The sequence below is a fragment of the Streptomyces sp. NRRL F-5755 genome, from assembly GCF_001279365.1.
GTDB lineage: Bacteria > Actinomycetota > Actinomycetes > Streptomycetales > Streptomycetaceae > Streptomyces > Streptomyces rimosus.
Map to the genome: position 1 here is coordinate 1 of NZ_LGCW01000324.1, position 19,132 is coordinate 19,132.

The window sequence follows — 19,132 nt, forward strand, 5'->3', positions numbered from 1 at the left end:
TTGCGTCCATACACTTCGGCCGCTCCAGGCGCCGAGGAGATGGCCCCCTGCGCACCCCCGCCCCACAGACCAGGCAATGCGTATCCGCGCGAAGCGCGGACCGACCCACCCCCAGACGCGCCGCGAACAAATTGGCACTCCGCTTGACCGAGTGCTAACCGCGTCATAGTCTCGGCCCTGGCACTCTCCACCGGGGAGTGCCAAACACAGCGACGGGCAGGTCCGGCACCCGCGACGACGGATCCACCTGGTCGCCACCTCAGACAGTTAACCCCGTGAGATCTCCGAAGGGGGAGGTCGGATCGTGACGACCGCCAGCTCCAAGGTTGCCATCAAGCCGCTTGAGGACCGCATCGTGGTCCAGCCGCTCGACGCCGAGCAGACCACGGCTTCGGGCCTGGTCATTCCCGACACCGCGAAGGAGAAGCCCCAGGAGGGCGCCGTCCTCGCCGTGGGTCCGGGCCGCTTCGAGAACGGCGAGCGGCTGCCGCTCGACGTCCAGGTGGGTGACGTCGTTCTCTACAGCAAGTACGGCGGCACCGAGGTGAAGTACAACGGCGACGAGTACCTCGTCCTCTCGGCTCGCGACGTGCTCGCGATCATCGAGAAGTAATTCACCGAAGATTGCCCTGTTCTGCGCCCCTGGTTCCCGCGTCTAAACAACCGGTCGCCCGGGGCGCAGTTCGTTGGAGAGAACGACTAAGGACACGTAACTCATGGCGAAGATCCTGAAGTTCGACGAGGACGCCCGTCGCGCCCTTGAGCGCGGCGTCAACAAGCTTGCCGACACCGTGAAGGTGACGATCGGCCCCAAGGGCCGCAACGTCGTCATCGACAAGAAGTTCGGCGCCCCGACCATCACCAACGACGGTGTGACCATCGCCCGTGAGGTCGAGGTCGAGGACCCGTACGAGAACCTCGGCGCGCAGCTGGTGAAGGAGGTGGCGACCAAGACCAACGACATCGCCGGTGACGGCACCACCACCGCCACCGTGCTGGCCCAGGCGCTGGTCCGCGAGGGTCTGCGCAACGTCGCCGCCGGTGCTTCCCCGGCCGCCCTGAAGAAGGGCATCGACGCCGCGGTCAAGGCCGTGTCCGACGACCTGCTCGCGACCGCCCGTCCGATCGACGAGAAGTCCGACATCGCCGCCGTGGCCGGCCTGTCCGCGCAGGACAAGCAGGTCGGCGAGCTGATCGCCGAGGCGATGGACAAGGTCGGCAAGGACGGTGTGATCACCGTCGAGGAGTCCAACACCTTCGGTCTGGAGCTGGACTTCACCGAGGGCATGGCCTTCGACAAGGGCTACCTGTCGCCGTACATGGTCACCGACCAGGAGCGCATGGAAGCCGTCCTGGAGGACCCGTACATCCTCATCCACCAGGGCAAGATCTCCTCGATCCAGGACCTGCTGCCGCTGCTGGAGAAGGTCATCCAGGCCGGCTCCTCGAAGCCGCTGCTGATCATCGCCGAGGACGTCGAGGGCGAGGCCCTGTCGACGCTGGTCGTCAACAAGATCCGCGGCACCTTCAACGCGGTGGCCGTCAAGGCCCCCGGCTTCGGTGACCGCCGCAAGGCGATGCTCGGCGACATGGCCGCCCTGACCGGCGCGACCGTCATCGCCGAGGAGGTCGGCCTCAAGCTCGACCAGGCCGGTCTGGACGTGCTGGGCACCGCCCGCCGCGTGACCGTGACCAAGGACGACACCACCATCGTCGACGGTGGCGGCAAGGCCGAGGACGTCGAGGGCCGCGTCAACCAGATCAAGGGCGAGATCGAGACCACGGACTCCGACTGGGACCGCGAGAAGCTCCAGGAGCGTCTGGCGAAGCTGGCCGGCGGTGTCTGCGTGATCCGCGTGGGTGCGGCCACCGAGGTCGAGCTCAAGGAGAAGAAGCACCGTCTGGAGGACGCCATCTCCGCGACCCGCGCCGCGGTCGAGGAGGGCATCGTCTCCGGTGGCGGCTCCGCGCTGGTGCACGCCGTCAAGGTGCTGGAGGGCAACCTCGGCAAGGAGGGCGACGAGGCCACCGGTGTCGCCGTCGTTCGCCGCGCCGCCGTCGAGCCGCTGCGCTGGATCGCCGAGAACGCCGGTCTTGAGGGCTACGTCATCACCTCGAAGGTGGCGGAGCTGGAGAAGAACCAGGGCTTCAACGCCGCCACCGGCGAGTACGGCGACCTGGTGAAGGCCGGCGTCATCGACCCGGTCAAGGTCACCCGCTCGGCGCTGGAGAACGCCGCGTCGATCGCCTCCCTGCTGCTCACGACCGAGACCCTGGTCGTCGAGAAGAAGGAAGAGGAGGAGGCCGAGGCCGGTCACGGTCACGGCCACGCCCACTGAGGCACCTCAGCCCGTACGAGGTCCGGTCCCCTTTCGAGGGGGCCGGGCCTCGTCCCGTTGACGGCGGGTGTCGGGGGCCCCGGTGTCTTCAGGCCGAGCGGTCGAGCTCTTCCGGAAGTACGGGGTCGGCGAACGGCAGCCCCTTCGTGTAGCGCTCGATCTCGTCCAGCGCCTGGTCGGCCATGCGGTGCAGTTCGCCGCCGAGGGAGCCGGCGATGTGCGGGGTGAGCAGGACGTTGGGCAGGTCGTAGAGGGGGGAGCCCGGGGGCGGGACCGGGGGGTCGGTCACGTCCAGGACGGCGTTGAGGCGGCCGGACACGAGGTGGGGGAGCAGGGCCGACTCGTCCACCAGCGCACCGCGGGCGGTGTTGATCAGGGTGGCGCCGTCGGGCATCAGGGCCAACTGCCGTGCGCCGATCAGGTGGTGGGTGGCGGGAAGTTCGGGCGCGTGCACGGTGACCGCGTCGGAGGCGGCGCAGAGGTCGTCGAGGGGGGCGAGGGTGACGCCGAGGCGGGCGGCCTCGGCCTCGTCCACGTACGGGTCGTGGAGGAGGACCGCCAGGTCGAAGGGGCGCAGCAGCTCGATGACGCGGCGGCCGATGCGGGAGGCGCCGATGACGCCCACTGTGCGGTGGTGGTTGCCGGCGCCGTCCAGGTCGGGGTGCCAGTTGTGGGGCGCGCGCAGCGCGCGGTAGCGGTGCGCGGTGTGCAGGACGCGCTTGTTGGCGAAGAGGATCGCCGCGAGGGTGTATTCGGCGACGGGGCGGGCGTTGGCCTCCGCTGCCGAGGCGACGGTGATGCCCCGTTCCCAACAGGCTTTTCCTACATACGGTTTGACCGAGCCGCCGGCGTGGACGACGGCGCGCAGGTGCGGGGCCCGTTCCAGGACGGCGGCGGTCAGCCGGGACGCGCCCCACGAGATCAGGAGGACCTCGGCGTCGGCCAGCGCGGCGGACACGGCCGGGGTCGGCGTGGCCAGGTCGTGGGCGACCAGGCCGGGGTCGGTGCGGGTCAGGGCCGCGAGCCGGGCGCGGTGGTGGTCCGTGAGCAGGCGTCCGGCGAGGCCCGGCTCCATCGCGAGCAGCAGGGTGGGACGGGAAAGTGGCTGGTCAGGGCGATTGTCAGTGGTGTGGTGCATGGTGGAAGCGTGCTCCTGGTCCGGGGGCGTCACTGGACGCTCCCGGCGGCGAGTCCGGCCTTCCAGTGCCGCTGGAGGGTCACGAAGGCGATGATCAGGGGGATGACGGCGAGGAGGGAGCCGGTGACGACGAGGGGGTAGAAGGACGGCTCGCCGTGTGCGTTGCCGTGCCAGGCGTACAGCCCGAGGCTCACGGGGAAGAGCCGCTGGTCGGAGAGCATCACGAGGGGGAGGAAGAAGTTGTTCCAGATCGCGGTGAACTGGAAGAGGAAGACGGTCACCAGGCCCGGCGCGACCATACGCAGGCCGATGGACCAGAAGACGCGCAGCTCGCCCGCGCCGTCGATACGGGCCGCCTCCAGCGCCTCGTCGGGGATGTAGCCCGCGCTGAAGACCCGCGCCAGATAGACGCCGAACGGGTTGACGAGCACGGGCACCAGCACCGACCAGTAGGTGTTGACCACGCCGGTCCTGCTGGCCAGCAGGTAGAGGGGGAGGGCCAGCGCCGTGGTGGGGACGAGCACACCGAGCAGGACGGCGCCGAACAGCTTCTCCTTTCCGGGGAATCGGTACTTGTCGAAGGCATAGCCGGCGGCCACGCAGATCAGCGCGCACAGCGCGGCGCCGGCGCCCGCGTAGAGAAGGCTGTTGGCGTACCACCGGAAGTAGATGCCGTCGCCCTCCGTGGCGAGGCGGGAGAGATTGCCGGCCAGGTCGAAGCCCTCGAAGGACAGGGCGTCACCGGCCAGCAGGCCGCCCGCGTCCTTGGTGGCGGCGGTGACCAGCCAGACGAGGGGGAAGAGCGTGTAGAGGACGGCGAGGGCGAGGGCCGTGTTGACGGCGGCGGGGGAGAGCCAGCGGCCGCGGGGGCGGTGGGCTGCGGTGCGTACGGCCGGGGTGCGGGACGGGCGTACGGGCGCGGGGGCCGCCGCGGGGGCCGCCTGGCCGGTGACCGCGGTGCGGGGCGGGAGCGCCATCAGGGCCTGCCCTTCGGGTGGGCGAGCGGGGGACGGGGGCCGCGCGCGGAGCGGGCGGAGAGGCGGGGGACGCAGAAGGACAGCAGCGCGGCGGCGAGGGCGAGCAGGACGGACGAGGCGGCCGCCAGGCCGTAGTCGTTGCGGGCGAAGGCGGCGGTGTAGGCGTACATGTTCGGCGTCCAGGAGGAGGTGACGGCGGAGCCGGAGCCCTGGTTGAGGATCAGCGGCTCGGTGAAGAGCTGGAGCGAGCCGATGACGGTGAAGAGGGCGACCATGACGAGCGAGGAGCGGATGAGGGGGAGCTTGACGGCGGTCGCGACGCGCCAGGCGCCCGCGCCGTCCACGGTCGCCGCCTCGATCACCGAGCGGTCGATGGCCTGGAGGGCGGCGTAGAAGATGACCATGTTGTAGCCGAGCCACTCCCACAGCGCGATGTTGACGACGGAGGGCAGCGCGCCGGAGGGGGACAGGAAGTCGAAGCCGAGGCCGCCGGACTCCATCGCGGCCACGACCGGGCTGAGTCTGGGCGTGTAGAGGTAGACCCAGATCAGGGCGGCGATGATGCCGGGCACGGCGTGCGGCAGGAACAGGGCGAGCTGGAAGAAGCGCCGGGCGCGGGCGAGGGCGGAGTCGAGCAGCAGGGCGAGCGTCAGCGCGCCGGCCAGCAGAAGGGGGAGGTAGAGGGCGCAGTAGCCGAGGAGGACGAGGAAGCCGTCGCGGAAGGCGTGGTCGCCGAGCGCCGCCGCGTAGTTGCCGAGTCCGCTGAAGACCGTGTGGGTACCGCCGAAGCCGAGGCCGGACTGCTGCTCGGTGAAGAGGCTGAGCCAGACCGCGTAACCGATCGGGACGACCATGACCACGGTGAACAGGGCGAAGAAGGGGGTGAGCAGGACGGCCGCGGCGCGCGCTTTGGCGCTCACCGGCCCATGACCTTCAGGCCGCGCTTCCTCAGCTCGCGCACCGTCGCGTCGCTGCCGGCGCGTACGGCGTCGGCCAGCGAGCCCGCGCCGCCCGCCGCCCTGCCGAACTCGTCCTTCAGCGTGGTGTTGGTGGTGCTGGTGGCCGGGCCCCAGCCCCAGTTCTCGTTGACCGAGGCGGCGGCCGCGTCGAAGAGGGCGTAGACGTCCTGGCCGCCGTAGTAGCGGGTGTCGAAGGCCCGCTTGGCGACCGGGCGCAGGGCCGTGGCGGCCGGGTAGGCGCTGGACTCGCCGGAGGCGACCCGGGCCCGGACGGCCTCGGGCGCGGTGGACATCCAGGCCGCGAAGCGCACCGCGGCCTCGGTATGCCGGCTGCCCTTGGTCACGGCCGTCGTCGAGCCGCCGAGCATGCCGCTGGCGGGCCTGCCGTCCCAGGTCGGCACGGGCGCCGCGGCCCATGCGCCGCTCTGGTCCGGCAGCGTGCCCTTCAGGACGCCCGCGCCCCAGGAGGCGCCGAGGTAGCCGACGGTGCCGCCGCCGCGAAGCGAGTTGGTCCACCCGGGGCTGAAGGAGACATGGGTGTGGACGAGGCCGTCCTTGAGGAGGCCCTGCCAGTAGGCGGTGACCTTCCTGGTCGCCGGGCCGGTGGTGTCGAGCTTCCAGGAGTCGCCCTGGGTGGCGAACCAGCGGGCGCCCGCCTGCCAGGCCATCGCCTCGAAGGTGGTCGGATCGTCCGGGAAGAACGTCCCGATGCGGGCCTTCGGGTCGGCCTTCCTGGCGGCGGCCGCCGCGGTGCGGAAGTCGTCCCACGTACGCGGCACTTCGATCTTGTGCCGGGTGAAGAAGTCCTTGCGGTAGTAGTAGATCTGTGGCGCGGCGTCGAAGGGAACGGCCCAGTTCCGGCCGCCGAGGGTGGTCAGCCGGACGGCCTGCGGCAGCAGCTTCTTCTTCAGCCCGGGTGTCACATACGGGGTGATGTCCTTGATGGCGCCCTGGCTGACGAACTCCGGGAGCGTCGGGTATTCGACGCTGACGAGGTCGGGCGCGTTGCCCGCCCTGACCGCGTTCGAGATCTTGGCGTAGCCGCCCGCGGTGCCCGAGGGGATCTCCTCGAACCGTACCTTCGTGTCCCGGTGCGCGGCGTTGAACGCGTCCACGGCCTGCCTGGTGCCCTTGGTCCAGCCCCAGTACGTAAGGGTCACGGGGCCTTCGCTCCCGGCGGCACCGCCGCCGCAGGCCGGCAGCAGGGTCAGGGCGGTGAGGCCGCCGGCCAGCGCGAGAGTGGTCCGTCTTCTGCTCCAACTGGTGCTCATGGCGCGGCTCCTGAGCGGGTGAAGGGGCGCGGCGCGAGGGGGATGGCCGCGATCCGCGATCCTTGGGCCGGGTCTGAGCGAAGTCAAGAGCGAAAGATTGATTGATCGAAAAAAGAACAGGATGGGGGAGGCGGGTGCGGCGTACGGGGGTCAGGCCCCGCCCTCACCGGCGCCGCACGATGCCCGTACCCGCAGCGCGGGGAGCAGTGCGAGATGCCGCCGCGGCGCGGGCTCCCCGGCGGCGCCCCCGCCCTCGGTCCTGTGGGCGCCCCCGCCCTCGGCTCCATGAGCACCGCCCTCACCGCCCTCACCCTCCTCCCGCAACCGCTCCACCAGCAGCCGCGCCGCCTGCCGCCCCACCTCGCGCTTGGGCGGGGCCACCGCCGTCAGCGGTGTGTCCGCCAGGGCCGCCACCTCGTCGTCGTACGCGACCAGCGCCAGGTCGTCCGGCACCCGTACGCCCAGTTCGGCCAGCCGCTGCACCATCTGGATCGCGTCCACGTCGTTGTGCACCAGCGCCGCCGTGGCCTCCCCCGAGGCCACCGCCGCGTGCAGTTCCTGTACGGCCCGCTCGAATCCCTTCGGGTCCGTTTCGGCCGGTACGGAGCCGATCACCGGCCGCGGCCCCGGCACGTCGAGGGCGCGCAGCGCCGCCGCGTACCCCTCGCGCACCGCGAGCGCCGTCGGGCTGTCGGCGCGGGCCACCAGCAGCGGCGCCCCGTGCCCCTGCCCCATCAGGTGACGCAGCGCCAGCAGCACGCCGTGGCCGTGGTCCGAACACACCCGGTCCAGCCCGGCCAGCGGCCCGCCCGGCGGCACGTTCCGCTCCAACAGGACGACGGGCACCGGGAGTTCGGCCACCCAGCTGCCGTGCTCGACCGGGTCCCCGGGCCCCCGCCAGCCCGGCGCCACGAGCAGCCCCTCCGCCCCGGCCGCGAGCAGCCCCTCGGCGCGCGCCGGGTCCTCCTCGGGGCGGTAGTCCGAGATCCGCAGCACGAGCCGCGCCCCGGCGCGCGCCGCGGCCTCGTGGGCGCCCCGGATCACATCGGCGAAGTAGTACGTGGCCGAGGGCGCCAGCAGACCCAGCACGCGCCCCTCGCCAACGGGCGCGCGCCCCCGGGCGCCCCGCTCCCGGGGCCAGGACACCGCCCCGTGCACCCGGTCCAGCAGCCCCTTCCCGGCCAGCGCCTCGACATCGCGCCGTACGGTGACGGGCGAGACGCCGAGCTGGTCGGCCAGGTCGGTGACGCGGGCCGAGCCGCGTTGCCGTACCAGGGCCAGCAGACGGTCATGACGTTGCACAGCACGCTCGCGCACGGCGGCAGCCCCCTCGCGGTGTGGTGGACCGGTGACGGCCGGCCCCCGGACCCGTCTTCTCCGCACCCGGACACGCATCTGTACACGTACCTGGCCATGCACCGGGACGCGCACCCGACGCACATCCGGAACACGCCCGGACGCCCCTCCGGTCCGGATGAAGACGCACCCTAGTCCAGCGTGATCGAACGGCACAGGAACCGGTCATCCGATCGGATTCCCTTGACCTTCGATCGCCGCGAGCCGAGGATTTCCAGGGTCGTCGACCGCGAGGAAAGCGCCCATGACCGTGCCGTCCTTACCGCACCCCACCGGCCGCGAGGCCATGCCCCTGCCGCCCGAGGACCGCGAGCTCAGCCCGTACACCGGCTGGACCCGCGCCCACTGGGAAACCACGGCGGACCACCTCCTCCAGGCGGTGGCCCCCCACGCCTCGCCCCGCAACGGGCTCATCAACCTCCCCGGCGTCCGCCCGAGTTGGTCCGGGCCGCGCTCCGACGGCCTCGAAGGCTACGCCCGTACGTTCCTGGCGGCGGCCTTCCGGGTGGCCGGCAGCCGCGGCGAGGACCCGCACGGCCTGCTGGGCCGGTACGCCGAAGGGCTCGCCGCGGGCACCGAGCACCCGGTCGACGAGCCGGGCCTCGGCGACGCGCACCCCGACGCCTGGCCGCTGATCCCCGGCACCCGCCAGGCCATCGTCGAATCCGCCTCCATCGCCCTGGGCCTGCGCCTGACCCGCCCCTGGCTGTGGGATACCCTGGACGAGGGGGTGCGCACCCGCGCCGTCGACTGGCTGCTGCCCGCCCTCGACCCGCCGCCCATCGACAACAACTGGTGGCTCTTCGGCCTGACCGTCGGCGGCTTCCTGCTGGACGCGGGCGTCGAGACGGAGCGCGCGCAGGCGTCCGTCGACCGCGCGCTGGAGCGCATCGAAGGGTGGTACCGCGGCGAGGGGTGGTACAGCGACGGCCCGAACCAGTCCTTCGACCACTACAACGGCTGGGCACTGCACTTCTATCCCATCCTGCACGCCCACCTTTCCGGTGACCGCGCCCTGCTCGGCACGTACGGCGAGCGGCTGAGCGCCCACCTCGACGGCTACCGCCGCATGTTCGACGCCAACGGCGCCCCGATGCCGTTCGGCCGCTCGCTCACCTACCGCTTCGCCACCCTCGCCGCCCCCTGGCTCGGCGCGCTCACCGGCCACACCCCGCTCGGCCCCGGCGCCACCCGCCGGCTGACCTCCGGCACCCTGCGGCACTTCCTCGACCGGGGCGCCGTGACGGCCGAGGGGCTGCTGCCGCTCGGCTGGTACGGCCCGTACGCGCCCATGCTCCAGGGCTACTCGGGGCCCGCCTCCCCGTACTGGGCGTCCAAGGGCCTGGCCGGTCTGCTGCTGCCGGCCGGCCACCCGGTGTGGACGGAGACCGAGGAGCCGCTGCCCGCCGAGACCGCGGACGCCGTCACCACGTTGCGCGCGCCGGGTCTGCTCGTGCAGTCCACCGTGGCGGACGGGTTGGTCAGGCTGCACAACCACGGCAGCGCCTCGGTCTTCGGCCCGGCCGACCCGAACTACGCGCGGTTCGCCTACTCGACGCGTACGGGCCCTTCGGCCGCCGAGGACGCCCCGGCCGTCATGGACACCGCCGCGAACCCCGGCTCGGACACCACCGCGAACCCGACCCCGGACAACCACTTCGCCCTGCTCGTGGACGACGTGCCCACCGGCCGCGGCACCGTGCGCGCGCTCGGCGCGGGTCCCGGCTGGGCGGCCTCCGCGCACGTCCCGTGCCGCGCGGACGGTACCGACATCGCCGGTGTACGGGTCGTGTCCGCGACCCTGGCGCACGGTCGTGCCGAGGTGCGCGCCCACCTGGTCACCGGGGCCGCGCCCGGCACCCCCGTACGCCAGACCGGCTGGGCCGTCACGGAGGACGGGCCGACCGCCCAGCTCCACCCCGTACAGGGCTTCGACGCGGACGCGCGGACCGTACGGACGGGCAGTACGCCCTTCGGGGAGCACACCCGCACCGCCTGCCTCGACGGCACGGTGCCCGACGCTCCCGACGGCGCCCTGTTCGTCTCGCTCGCCTCGCTCACCGCCGAGGCGGCGCCGGGACCCGTGCACAAGCTGGCCGAGGTACGTGTCAGCGACCGCCACACCCTCCACGTGACCTGGGAGGACGGCTCCGTCAGCACCCTGTCGCTCGACTCGCTCGACGGGTGACGGGCCATCAGGTAGCGCACGGGCCGCGGGCACCTCGCCCGCGGCCCGTACCGCAACGTTTCACCGCTCCCCGCCTCACTGCGGGCCGTACTTGCGCCCCGTCTTCGACGTGATCCCGCCGAGGAGGTTGCGCGGCGCCAGCTTCGCCACGCCCATCAGTGCCTTGTAGCGCGGATCCGGGACGGACAGCGACTTGCCGCGCGCCAGGTCCTTCATCGCCGCGTCCACCAGCTTGTCGGCGTCCAGCCACATCCAGTCGGGGATGTTGTCCGTCCCCATCCCGGCCCGCTCGTGGAACTCGGTCCGTACGAAACCGGGACACAGCGCCATCAGCCGCACGTTGCTGCCCGCCAGGTCGCGCGCCGCGCCCTGGGTGAACTGCACGACCCACGCCTTGCTCGCGCCGTACGTGCCGCGCGGCACGAACGCCGCCACCGAGGCCACGTTGACGACCCCGCCGCGGCGCCGCTCGCGCATCCCCTTGACCGCCTCCGAGGTCAGCCGCAGCACCGCCTCGCAGTGCACCTTGAGCATCCTGAGCTCGTCGGCCATCGGCACCTCCAGGAATTCACCCTTGTTGCCGAAGCCCGCGTTGTTGACCAGCAGGTCCACCGGGTGGGTGCGGTCGCCGAGCCGCTTCTCGACCGTGCCGATGCCGTCGTCCGTCGCCAGGTCGGCGACCAGGACGGACACCTCGACACCGTGCCGGTCGTGCAGTTCGGTGGCCTGCTCGCGCAGCCGCTTCTCGTTGCGTGCCACCAGCACCAGGTTGTGGCCGTCGCCCGCCAGGCGGCGGGCGAACGCGGCGCCGATGCCCGCCGTCGCTCCCGTAATCAGTGCAGTCGTCATACGGGCACGCTATCCGGATCCGCACACGTCACACGCCCCGGCCGGTACGCCCCCGAGGGCCGGCCGCGCCCCGTTCACCCGGTTCAAGCCTCTTGCGTGCGGATGTACTTGAGCGCCCCTTCGCGCAGCTCGGGGTGGAGCGCCCCGCCCGCCTCCAGGACACGCGGCAGCAGCGCGCGTTCGGTGGTCACGGCGCGGAAGGCGAGCGCGATCGTCACATCGTGGTCCGGGCGGTGCTCGACGGTGATCGGGTCCCCGCGGCGGATCTCGCCCGGCTCGACGACGCGCAGGTACGCACCGGGGACACCGGCCTGCGTGAAGCGCTTGATCCAGCCCGGCTCGCCCAGCTTCCCCTGGAAGGTCATGCAGGGGATGCGCGCGGAGGTCACCTCCAGCAGCAGGCGGGGGCCGACGCGCCAGCGTTCGCCGATCAGGGCGTGGGTGACGTCCAGCCCCCGGGTGGTGAGGTTCTCCCCGAACATCCCGGCGGGCAGTTCGCGGCCCAGCTCCCGTTCCCAGGCGTCCAGGTCCTCGCGGGCGTAGGCGTACACCGCCTGGTCATTGCCGCCGTGGTGCTTGCGGCTGACCACGTCGTCGCCGGCCAGACCGCTCCCGGCGACGCCCTTGGGGCCCGGCGCGGCCACCGCCACCGGTCCTTCGACGGGCTCCTTGAAGATGCCCGTACGGTCTTCGGCGCCGCGGTAGTCGATGGCGCGCGAGCGCCCCGTGTTCACAGACAGAAGCTCCATGGCGACACGCTAGGGGCCAACGGGTCAAAGTCGCGAACGATTATTTCCCGCACGCTCCAAGCCTCGCTTATGCTCGAAGAATGATCGAGGCCCGTCATCTGCGCGTGCTGCGCGCCGTCGCCCGGACCGGCTCCTTCTCCGCCGCGGCGCGGGAGCTGGGCTGCACCCAGCCCGCCGTCAGCCAGCAGATGAAGGCGCTGGAGCAGTCCGCCGGCACGCCGCTGCTGATCCGTACGGGCCGCGAGATGCGGCTGACGCAGGCGGGCGAGGCGCTGGTGCGGCACGCCACCGGCATCCTGGCCGGGCTGACCGCCGCGGAGGAGGAGGTCGCGGCCATCGCGGGCCTGCGGGCCGGGCGGGTACGGCTGGTCTCCTTCCCCTCCGGCAGCTCGACGCTGGTGCCCACCGCGCTGGCCGCCATGCGCGCCGCCCACCCCGGCACCCGCGTCTCCCTGGTCGAGGCCGAGCCGCCGCGCTCCATCGAGATGCTGCGCAACGGCGACTGCGAGATCGCGCTCGCCTTCCGTTACCCGGACGTGCGCGGCGCGGACCCCGCGGCCGACGCGGAGTGGGACGACCTGGTCGTCCGCCCCGTCCTGGTCGACCGGCTGGTGGGCCTGGTCCCGGAGACCCACCCGCTGGCCGGGGCCGGTACGGCGTGCTTCACCGACCTGGCCGGCGATCCGTGGATCGCGGGCTGCCCGCGCTGCCGCCGGCATCTGGTGGAGGTCTGCGAGGGTGCCGGGTTCACGCCGCGCATCGACTTCGCGACGGACGACTACCCGGCGGTGATCGGCCTGGTGGGCGCGGGGCTGGGGGTCGCGGTGCTGCCGGAGCTGGCGCTGGAGTCGGTACGGGCCAAGGGGGTGCGTACGGTCGCGATGGAGCCGTGCGTGCAGCGCGAGGTCGTGGCGCTCACCTTGCCGGATCTGGCGCAGGTACCGGCGGTCGAGGCGATGCTCGGCCGGCTCGCGGGGGCGGTGCGCCGCTAGGCGGCGGGGCCGGGGCCGGGGACTGGGGCCGCGCCCTTTCGGTCAGGTGCTCCGGATCGCCGCGCCCTCGTTGCGCCGTCCGGGTGAAATATTCGAGGAAACGTTTCTTCAGGGGTGGCCGGTGCTCCGGTGCCCGACCGCGGCCGTCGCCGGCACCAGCCGGTGCCGCGCCCGGCCCATCAGCTCCTCGCGCTCGTCCTCGGTCAGCCCGCCCCAGACCCCGTACGGCTCGCGGACCGCGAGGGCGTGGGCCGCACATTGGGCGCGTACCGGGCAGCGCATGCACACCTCTTTCGCCGAGGTCTCGCGCGCGCTGCGGGCGGCGCCGCGTTCGCCCTCGGGATGGAAGAAGAGCGAACTGTCCACGCCACGGCACGCGGCGAGCAGCTGCCAGTCCCACAGGTCTGCGTTCGGGCCCGGAAGGCGGGAGAAATCTGCCATTGCTAGTCCCCTCGAAGCGGTACCGGTTCGGGCTCGGTGCTCACGACCGTACATCTACTGTCTAAGTAGATGTAAATATGACTCATTGCGAATCTAGCCACAGACACCGTGAAAACGGAAGAAAAGCCACCAAATAGGGCACAACGGCGAGAAGTGGGGCGCCGGACGGCCTTCGGTCTTCTGCGTGTCCGGGCCCTCACGTAGAGTGTCGAAGGCGGCTGGCCAACCCGTAACTCTTTCGAGTGACCATCGTTGAGAGGGCGGAAGCGGTTGATGGAGGTAGTCCTCGGGCAGGTGTCCGACGCCGTCGATCGCTGAGGTGACGATACGTACCAGCCTGGAGGCTCAAGGTGACGCGCATCAGCTGCGGAGGGCGGTCATGACATCCGTCCTCGTCTGTGACGACTCCCCGCTTGCCCGAGAGGCGCTCCGCCGCGCGGTCGCGACCGTGCCCGGTGTAGAGCGTGTGACGACGGCGGCCAACGGCGAGGAAGTCCTCCGCCGCTGGGGCGCCGATCGCTCCGATCTGATCTTGATGGATGTGCGGATGCCCGGACTGGGGGGTGTCGAGACGGTGCGCCGCCTGCTCTCCGCCGATCCGGGCGCCCGCATCATCATGCTCACGGTCGCCGAGGACCTCGACGGGGTCGCGCTCGCGGTCGCCGCCGGCGCCCGCGGCTATCTGCACAAGGACGCCTCGCGCGCCGAGCTGCGCGCGACGGTCACCCAGGCGCTGGCCGATCCCACCTGGCGGCTCGCCCCGCGCCGGCTGCGGTCCGCCGAGATGGGGGCGGCGCCGACGCTGACCGCGCGCGAGATCCAGGTGCTGGAGGGCATGAGTCACGGCCGCTCCAACGCGGAGATCGGACGTGAGCTGTTCCTCTCCGAGGACACGGTCAAGACCCATGCCCGGCGGCTGTTCAAGAAGCTCGGCGCCTCCGACCGGGCCCACGCGGTCGCGCTCGGATTCCGCTGGGGCCTGGTCCGCTAGGACGGCCGTGACGTGCAGCGATGCGGGGGAATGAGGGTCCCCGCCCGCCCTGTGGCGGGCGGGGCGGCAGCCGGCCTCGCGGGCGCCGGTCACCGAGCGGCATCCCGGTTCCGCGCGCGGTGCCGCATCCTTGAGGTATGGAGTTCCTCGGGGACGGGCCGATCCGGTGCGAGGGGAGGGCGCGGGAGATGACAGCTGGCGCACCTGCCGCTCATAACGCTTCGGTGCACAAGTACGGACCTGATGCCGCGGATCGCGCCGCGCCAAGGCACCATGGACCGATGCGCGATGACGGGATTCAGGAGATCGGCGATCTCGTCGCACGCGCCGTGGAAGGGGATCGCCGGGCCACCCACGACCTGCTGGCCCATGTGCATCCCCTCGCGCTGCGCTACTGCCGCACCCGGCTGTCCCGGCTGCCGGGTGACGCGCGCCACTTCGTCGAGGACCTGGCGCAGGAGGTCTGCGTCGCGGTGCTCTGCGCGCTGCCGCGCTACCGGGACACCGGAAAGCCGTTCGAGGCGTTCGTCTTCGCCATCGCCGCCCACAAGGTCGCCGACCTCCAGCGGGCCGCGATGCGCGGCCCGGGCAGCACGGCCGTGCCGTCCAACGAGATGCCCGAGCAGCCGGACGACTCGCTGGGCCCCGAGGAGCGGGCGCTGCTCAGCAGCGACGCCGAGTGGGCCAAGAAGCTGCTGGCCAACCTCCCGGAGAACCAGCGCGAGCTGGTGCTGCTGCGGGTCGCGGTCGGGCTGACGGCCGAGGAGACCGGGCAGATGCTGGGGATGTCGCCGGGCGCGGTGCGGGTCGCGCAGCACCGGGCGCTGAGCCGGCTGCGGGCGCTGGCCGAGCAGTAGGCGTACGGGCGCGGGCCGCCGTTTCACGGGCGGTGTTCGGCGGATGCCGGAGTCCGGGCGAGCGGTGGCCCGGGGGAACGTACAGTCGAGGAAACGTGCAGCCGTAGGAACGCACGTCCGCGCCGCCGCCGCTTCATAGGAACGCACAAGTGATGCGCTCCTCACCGGTGGTGGAATGGGACGCCTGTGGTGGCCGTTAGCATGGGTGTCCGCGCTGAGGCAAGACCATTTGGGAAGGTGTCATGACTGACAACGTCGACGGAATGCCCGCCAAATTCGCGATGCTCGGTCTGACATATGACGACGTGCTGCTGCTGCCCGGCGCCTCCGAGGTGCTGCCGAACGCGGTCGACACCTCGTCCCGGGTCTCGCGCAACGTCCGGGTGAACATCCCGCTGCTGTCCGCCGCCATGGACAAGGTCACCGAGGCGCGGATGGCCATCGCCATGGCCCGGCAGGGCGGCGCGGGCGTGCTGCACCGCAACCTGTCCATCGAGGACCAGGCCAACCAGGTCGACCTGGTCAAGCGCTCCGAGTCCGGCATGGTCACCGACCCGATCACGGTCCGCCCGGACGCCACCCTGGTCGAGGCGGACGCGCTGTGCGCGAAGTTCCGCATCAGCGGTGTGCCGGTGACGGACGGGGCGGGCAAGCTGCTGGGCATCGTCACCAACCGCGACATGGCCTTCGAGCTGGACCGCAGCCGCCAGGTGCGCGAGGTCATGACCCCGATGCCGCTGGTCACCGGCAAGGTCGGCATCTCCGGCGAGGACGCCATCGAGCTGCTGCGCCGCCACAAGATCGAGAAGCTGCCGCTGGTCGACGAGGCGGGTGTCCTCAAGGGCCTGATCACGGTCAAGGACTTCGTGAAGGCCGAGAAGTACCCGAACGCCGCCAAGGACTCCGAGGGCCGCCTGGTCGTCGGCGCCGCGGTGGGCGTCGGCGACGAGGCGTACGACCGCGCCCAGGCGCTCGTCGAGGCCGGTGCCGACTTCCTGGTCGTGGACAGCGCGCACGGCCACAGCCGCGGCATCCTCGACATGATCGCCAAGGTGAAGTCCAACATCCGCGTCGACGTGGTCGGCGGCAACGTCGCCACCCGCGACGGCGCCCAGGCGCTGATCGACGCCGGCGCGGACGGCATCAAGGTCGGCGTCGGCCCCGGCTCCATCTGCACCACCCGCGTCGTCGCCGGTGTGGGCGTCCCGCAGGTCACCGCGATCTACGAGGCCGCGCAGGCCGCGAACGCGGCGGGCGTGCCGCTGATCGGCGACGGCGGCCTGCAGTTCTCCGGCGACATTGCCAAGGCCATCGCGGCGGGCGCCGACACGGTCATGCTGGGCTCGCTGCTGGCCGGCTGCGAGGAGTCGCCGGGCGAGATGGTCTTCATCAACGGCAAGCAGTTCAAGTCGTACCGCGGCATGGGCTCGCTGGGCGCGATGCAGTCCCGCGGCCAGGGGCGTTCGTACTCCAAGGACCGCTACTTCCAGGACAACGTCCTGTCCGAGGACAAGCTCGTTCCCGAGGGCATCGAGGGCCAGGTCCCCTACCGCGGCCCGCTCGGCTCGGTGGCCCACCAGCTCGTCGGCGGCCTGCGCGCCTCCATGGGCTACGTCGGCTCCGCGAGCATCGAGGAGCTGAAGGACAAGGGCCGCTTCGTCCGCATCACCGCGGCGGGCCTGAAGGAGAGCCACCCGCACGACGTGCAGATGGTCACCGAGGCACCGAACTACGCGCGGCGGTGAGCCGGTAGGCTCGGGCGCCTGCCCGAGGGGGTCGGATGTTGTACTCGGTGAGTTACAGCGAGGGCGCGGCGCACGTCCGCGACAGCCTGCCCGAGGACCGCAGGGCCTTGCTGGAGCGGGGCCTGAGGAAGCTGGCGGACGACCCGCGGCCGAAGATCTCGGTTCCGATCTCGAAGGACGAGAACACCCGGTCGCTGGCGCTCACCAAGAGCATTGCGATCGAGTACGTCATCAGCGAGGGCCTGCTGATCGTCCTCGTGGTCCGTGCCGTGGACACCTCGCAGGTGCTCCTCGAAAACGCGGAGTGATCAAGCCCTGATACGTCCCCAGCGTCCCCGGTCGGGGATACTGGGGACGTAATCGTATGGAAGGGCCACACACGTGACTGAGATCGAGATCGGGCGCGGCAAGCGCGGCCGCCGGGCATACGCCTTCGACGACATCGCCGTCGTACCGAGTCGGCGCACCCGCGACCCGAAGGAGGTCTCGATCGCCTGGCAGATCGATGCCTACCGCTTCGAGCTGCCGTTCCTGGCGGCCCCGATGGACTCGGTCGTCTCGCCGCAGACCGCCATCCGCATCGGTGAGCTCGGCGGCCTGGGCGTGCTGAACCTGGAAGGGCTCTGGACGCGCTACGAGGACCCGGAGCCGCTGCTCGCGGAGATCGCGGAGCTGGACGGCGACGCGGCCACCAAGCGCCTCCAGGAGATCTACGCGGCGCCGATCAAGGAAGAGCTGATCGGGCAGCGCATCAAGGAGGTGCGCGACTCCGGTGTGGTCACCGCCGCCGCGCTCTCGCCGCAGCGCACCGCCGAGTTCTCCAAGGCCGTGGTGGACGCGGGCGTGGACATCTTCGTGATCCGCGGCACCACCGTCTCCGCCGAGCACGTCTCCTCGGCCGCCGAGCCGCTGAACCTGAAGCAGTTCATCTACGAGCTGGACGTCCCGGTGATCGTCGGCGGCTGCGCCACGTACACCGCGGCCCTGCACCTGATGCGCACCGGCGCGGCGGGCGTGCTGGTCGGCTTCGGCGGCGGCGCCGCGCACACCACCCGTAACGTGCTCGGCATCCAGGTGCCGATGGCGACCGCGGTGGCCGATGTGGCCGCCGCCCGCCGGGACTACATGGACGAGTCCGGCGGCCGCTACGTGCACGTGATCGCGGACGGCGGCGTGGGCTGGTCGGGCGACCTGCCCAAGGCCATCGCCTGCGGCGCGGACGCGGTGATGATGGGCTCGCCGCTGGCGCGCGCCACGGACGCGCCGGGCCGCGGCCACCACTGGGGCATGGAGGCCGTCCACCCGGATGTGCCGCGCGGCAAGCGGATGGACCTGGGCGCGGTCGGCACCACCGAGGAGATCCTGTGCGGTCCCTCGAACACGCCGGACGGTTCGATGAACTTCTTCGGCGCGCTGCGCCGGGCGATGGCGACCACCGGCTACTCCGAGCTGAAGGAGTTCCAGCGGGTCGAGGTGACGGTCGCGCCGTCGCAGCACGACAAGCGCTGAGGCATCCGTCCGCCGAGCATCCGCGGACGCCGAAGGGCCCGGACCGCACGGGGAGTGCGGTCCGGGCCCTTTCGTGTGGCGCGCCCGGTCAGCCGCCCAGCTTCTTGGTGACCTGGAAGCCGCCGGCCCCGGCCAGCAGGTAGAAGACGACGTCGATCGGGCCGAGGTACTCCTTCCATGCGGCGTGGATCAGGTCGAACTGTCCGGAGGCGGCCTCGAAGACCGAGAGGTGCAGGAGGTCGGCCGTGATCAGGGTGATGCCGAAGACCTGGCCGAGGTAGAGGCCGGCCAGGCCGAGCACCGCGCCGGCCACCGGCAGTGCCGCGCTGCGGCCGCCCACCTTGCCCAGTACGGCGCCGATGAGCGCGCCGACGGCGAGCGCCGCGTAGCCGATGGAGGCGCCGTTCACGGCCTTGAGCACCGCGCCGTACACACCGGCCGCGACCAGTGTGGTGACGACGCCGAGCGCGACGGCCAGTCCGGCGTTGCCGCGGCGCGCGGCCGGCGGGGCCATCGGTGCCGGGAAGCCGCCCGGTGCGGGAGCGCCGTACGGAGCCTGCGGCGGCTGGTGGGGCTGCTGCGGCTGCTGAGGCGCGTTCGGCCAGGGCTGGCTCATGTGTTTCCCCCGGGAGAGACCGTCGCGGTGCCCGTGCGGCACCGGGGACCGGTCGGCGTGATGGATGCGCACAGATGCGGTGCGCGGTCACAAATTAACAGACCGGCCTGACATGTCCACAAGAAATAAAGTCCCGGGCGGTCGGCCGGGGCCCG

The 19,132-nt window shown here is 71.9% G+C and carries 18 protein-coding genes; 9 read left to right on the top strand and 9 right to left on the bottom strand.

Features of this window, described 5'->3' with window-relative positions:
* The first annotated feature begins 304 nt into the window (after window positions 1-304).
* Both groES and groL read left to right on the top strand, forming a co-directional pair.
* Window positions 305-613 (top strand): co-chaperone GroES, encoded by a 309-nt coding sequence (groES, locus tag ADK86_RS39405; protein WP_030022440.1) that lies wholly within the window; start codon window positions 305-307, stop codon window positions 611-613.
* A 103-nt stretch (window positions 614-716) separates the two neighbouring features.
* Entirely contained in the window at window positions 717-2,339 is a 1,623-nt protein-coding gene (gene groL / locus ADK86_RS39410; RefSeq protein ID WP_030591138.1) for a chaperonin GroEL, read from the top strand.
* A gap of 88 nt (window positions 2,340-2,427) precedes the next feature.
* Here groL and ADK86_RS39415 read toward each other — a convergent pair whose 3' ends face one another.
* The 5 genes from ADK86_RS39415 to ADK86_RS39435 all read right to left on the bottom strand — a co-directional run bounded on the left by ADK86_RS39415 (window position 2,428) and on the right by ADK86_RS39435 (window position 8,001).
* Entirely contained in the window at window positions 2,428-3,477 is a 1,050-nt protein-coding gene (locus tag ADK86_RS39415; RefSeq protein WP_053700990.1) for a hydroxyacid dehydrogenase, read from the bottom strand.
* 29 nt (window positions 3,478-3,506) lie between these two features.
* Window positions 3,507-4,454 (bottom strand): carbohydrate ABC transporter permease, encoded by a 948-nt coding sequence (locus ADK86_RS39420; RefSeq protein WP_053700973.1) that lies wholly within the window; start codon window positions 4,452-4,454, stop codon window positions 3,507-3,509.
* Window positions 4,454-5,374 carry a carbohydrate ABC transporter permease gene (locus ADK86_RS39425; RefSeq protein WP_053700974.1) on the bottom strand — a complete coding sequence of 307 codons (921 nt, stop codon included), beginning with the start codon at window positions 5,372-5,374 and terminating at the stop codon, window positions 4,454-4,456. Before ADK86_RS39425 ends, ADK86_RS39420 begins: the two co-directional genes overlap by 1 nt.
* On the bottom strand, window positions 5,371-6,684 hold the full coding sequence (locus tag ADK86_RS39430; protein WP_053700975.1) for an ABC transporter substrate-binding protein: 1,314 nt from the start codon (window positions 6,682-6,684) through the stop codon (window positions 5,371-5,373). The genes ADK86_RS39425 and ADK86_RS39430 overlap by 4 nt, the downstream gene beginning before the upstream one ends.
* Before the next feature lie 150 nt (window positions 6,685-6,834).
* A complete protein-coding gene (locus tag ADK86_RS39435) occupies window positions 6,835-8,001 on the bottom strand; it encodes a LacI family DNA-binding transcriptional regulator (RefSeq protein ID WP_053700976.1) in 1,167 nt (388 codons plus the stop codon).
* 325 nt (window positions 8,002-8,326) lie between these two features.
* On the opposite strand from ADK86_RS39435, the gene ADK86_RS39440 reads away from it, so the two are divergent.
* A complete protein-coding gene (locus ADK86_RS39440; protein WP_053700991.1) occupies window positions 8,327-10,228 on the top strand; it encodes a DUF2264 domain-containing protein in 1,902 nt (633 codons plus the stop codon).
* A gap of 75 nt (window positions 10,229-10,303) precedes the next feature.
* Here ADK86_RS39440 and ADK86_RS39445 read toward each other — a convergent pair whose 3' ends face one another.
* Window positions 10,304-11,077 carry an SDR family NAD(P)-dependent oxidoreductase gene (locus tag ADK86_RS39445; RefSeq protein WP_053700977.1) on the bottom strand — a complete coding sequence of 258 codons (774 nt, stop codon included), beginning with the start codon at window positions 11,075-11,077 and terminating at the stop codon, window positions 10,304-10,306.
* A gap of 83 nt (window positions 11,078-11,160) precedes the next feature.
* Window positions 11,161-11,826, bottom strand: coding sequence for an MOSC domain-containing protein (locus ADK86_RS39450; protein ID WP_053700978.1), 666 nt, complete (start codon window positions 11,824-11,826; stop codon window positions 11,161-11,163).
* An 80-nt stretch (window positions 11,827-11,906) separates the two neighbouring features.
* Between ADK86_RS39450 and ADK86_RS39455 the strand changes: the two genes are divergently transcribed.
* A complete protein-coding gene (locus tag ADK86_RS39455; RefSeq protein WP_053700979.1) occupies window positions 11,907-12,818 on the top strand; it encodes a LysR family transcriptional regulator in 912 nt (303 codons plus the stop codon).
* A gap of 108 nt (window positions 12,819-12,926) precedes the next feature.
* Here ADK86_RS39455 and ADK86_RS39460 read toward each other — a convergent pair whose 3' ends face one another.
* Window positions 12,927-13,259, bottom strand: a complete 333-nt coding sequence (locus ADK86_RS39460) for a WhiB family transcriptional regulator (RefSeq protein ID WP_030370750.1) — start codon at window positions 13,257-13,259, stop codon at window positions 12,927-12,929.
* A 379-nt stretch (window positions 13,260-13,638) separates the two neighbouring features.
* On the opposite strand from ADK86_RS39460, the gene ADK86_RS39465 reads away from it, so the two are divergent.
* The 5 genes from ADK86_RS39465 to ADK86_RS39485 all read left to right on the top strand — a co-directional run bounded on the left by ADK86_RS39465 (window position 13,639) and on the right by ADK86_RS39485 (window position 18,361).
* Window positions 13,639-14,250, top strand: coding sequence for a response regulator transcription factor (locus ADK86_RS39465; RefSeq protein WP_003948568.1), 612 nt, complete (start codon window positions 13,639-13,641; stop codon window positions 14,248-14,250).
* 281 nt (window positions 14,251-14,531) lie between these two features.
* A complete protein-coding gene (locus ADK86_RS39470) occupies window positions 14,532-15,107 on the top strand; it encodes a sigma-70 family RNA polymerase sigma factor (protein WP_003984493.1) in 576 nt (191 codons plus the stop codon).
* A 242-nt stretch (window positions 15,108-15,349) separates the two neighbouring features.
* A complete protein-coding gene (gene guaB, locus ADK86_RS39475) occupies window positions 15,350-16,852 on the top strand; it encodes an IMP dehydrogenase (protein WP_053700980.1) in 1,503 nt (500 codons plus the stop codon).
* 47 nt (window positions 16,853-16,899) lie between these two features.
* Window positions 16,900-17,160, top strand: a complete 261-nt coding sequence (locus ADK86_RS39480; RefSeq protein ID WP_234346340.1) for a hypothetical protein — start codon at window positions 16,900-16,902, stop codon at window positions 17,158-17,160.
* 73 nt (window positions 17,161-17,233) lie between these two features.
* A complete protein-coding gene (locus ADK86_RS39485) occupies window positions 17,234-18,361 on the top strand; it encodes a GuaB3 family IMP dehydrogenase-related protein (protein ID WP_003984490.1) in 1,128 nt (375 codons plus the stop codon).
* An 88-nt stretch (window positions 18,362-18,449) separates the two neighbouring features.
* Here ADK86_RS39485 and ADK86_RS39490 read toward each other — a convergent pair whose 3' ends face one another.
* Window positions 18,450-18,977, bottom strand: a complete 528-nt coding sequence (locus ADK86_RS39490; protein ID WP_053700982.1) for a hypothetical protein — start codon at window positions 18,975-18,977, stop codon at window positions 18,450-18,452.
* Between the last annotated feature and the right edge of the window lie 155 nt (window positions 18,978-19,132).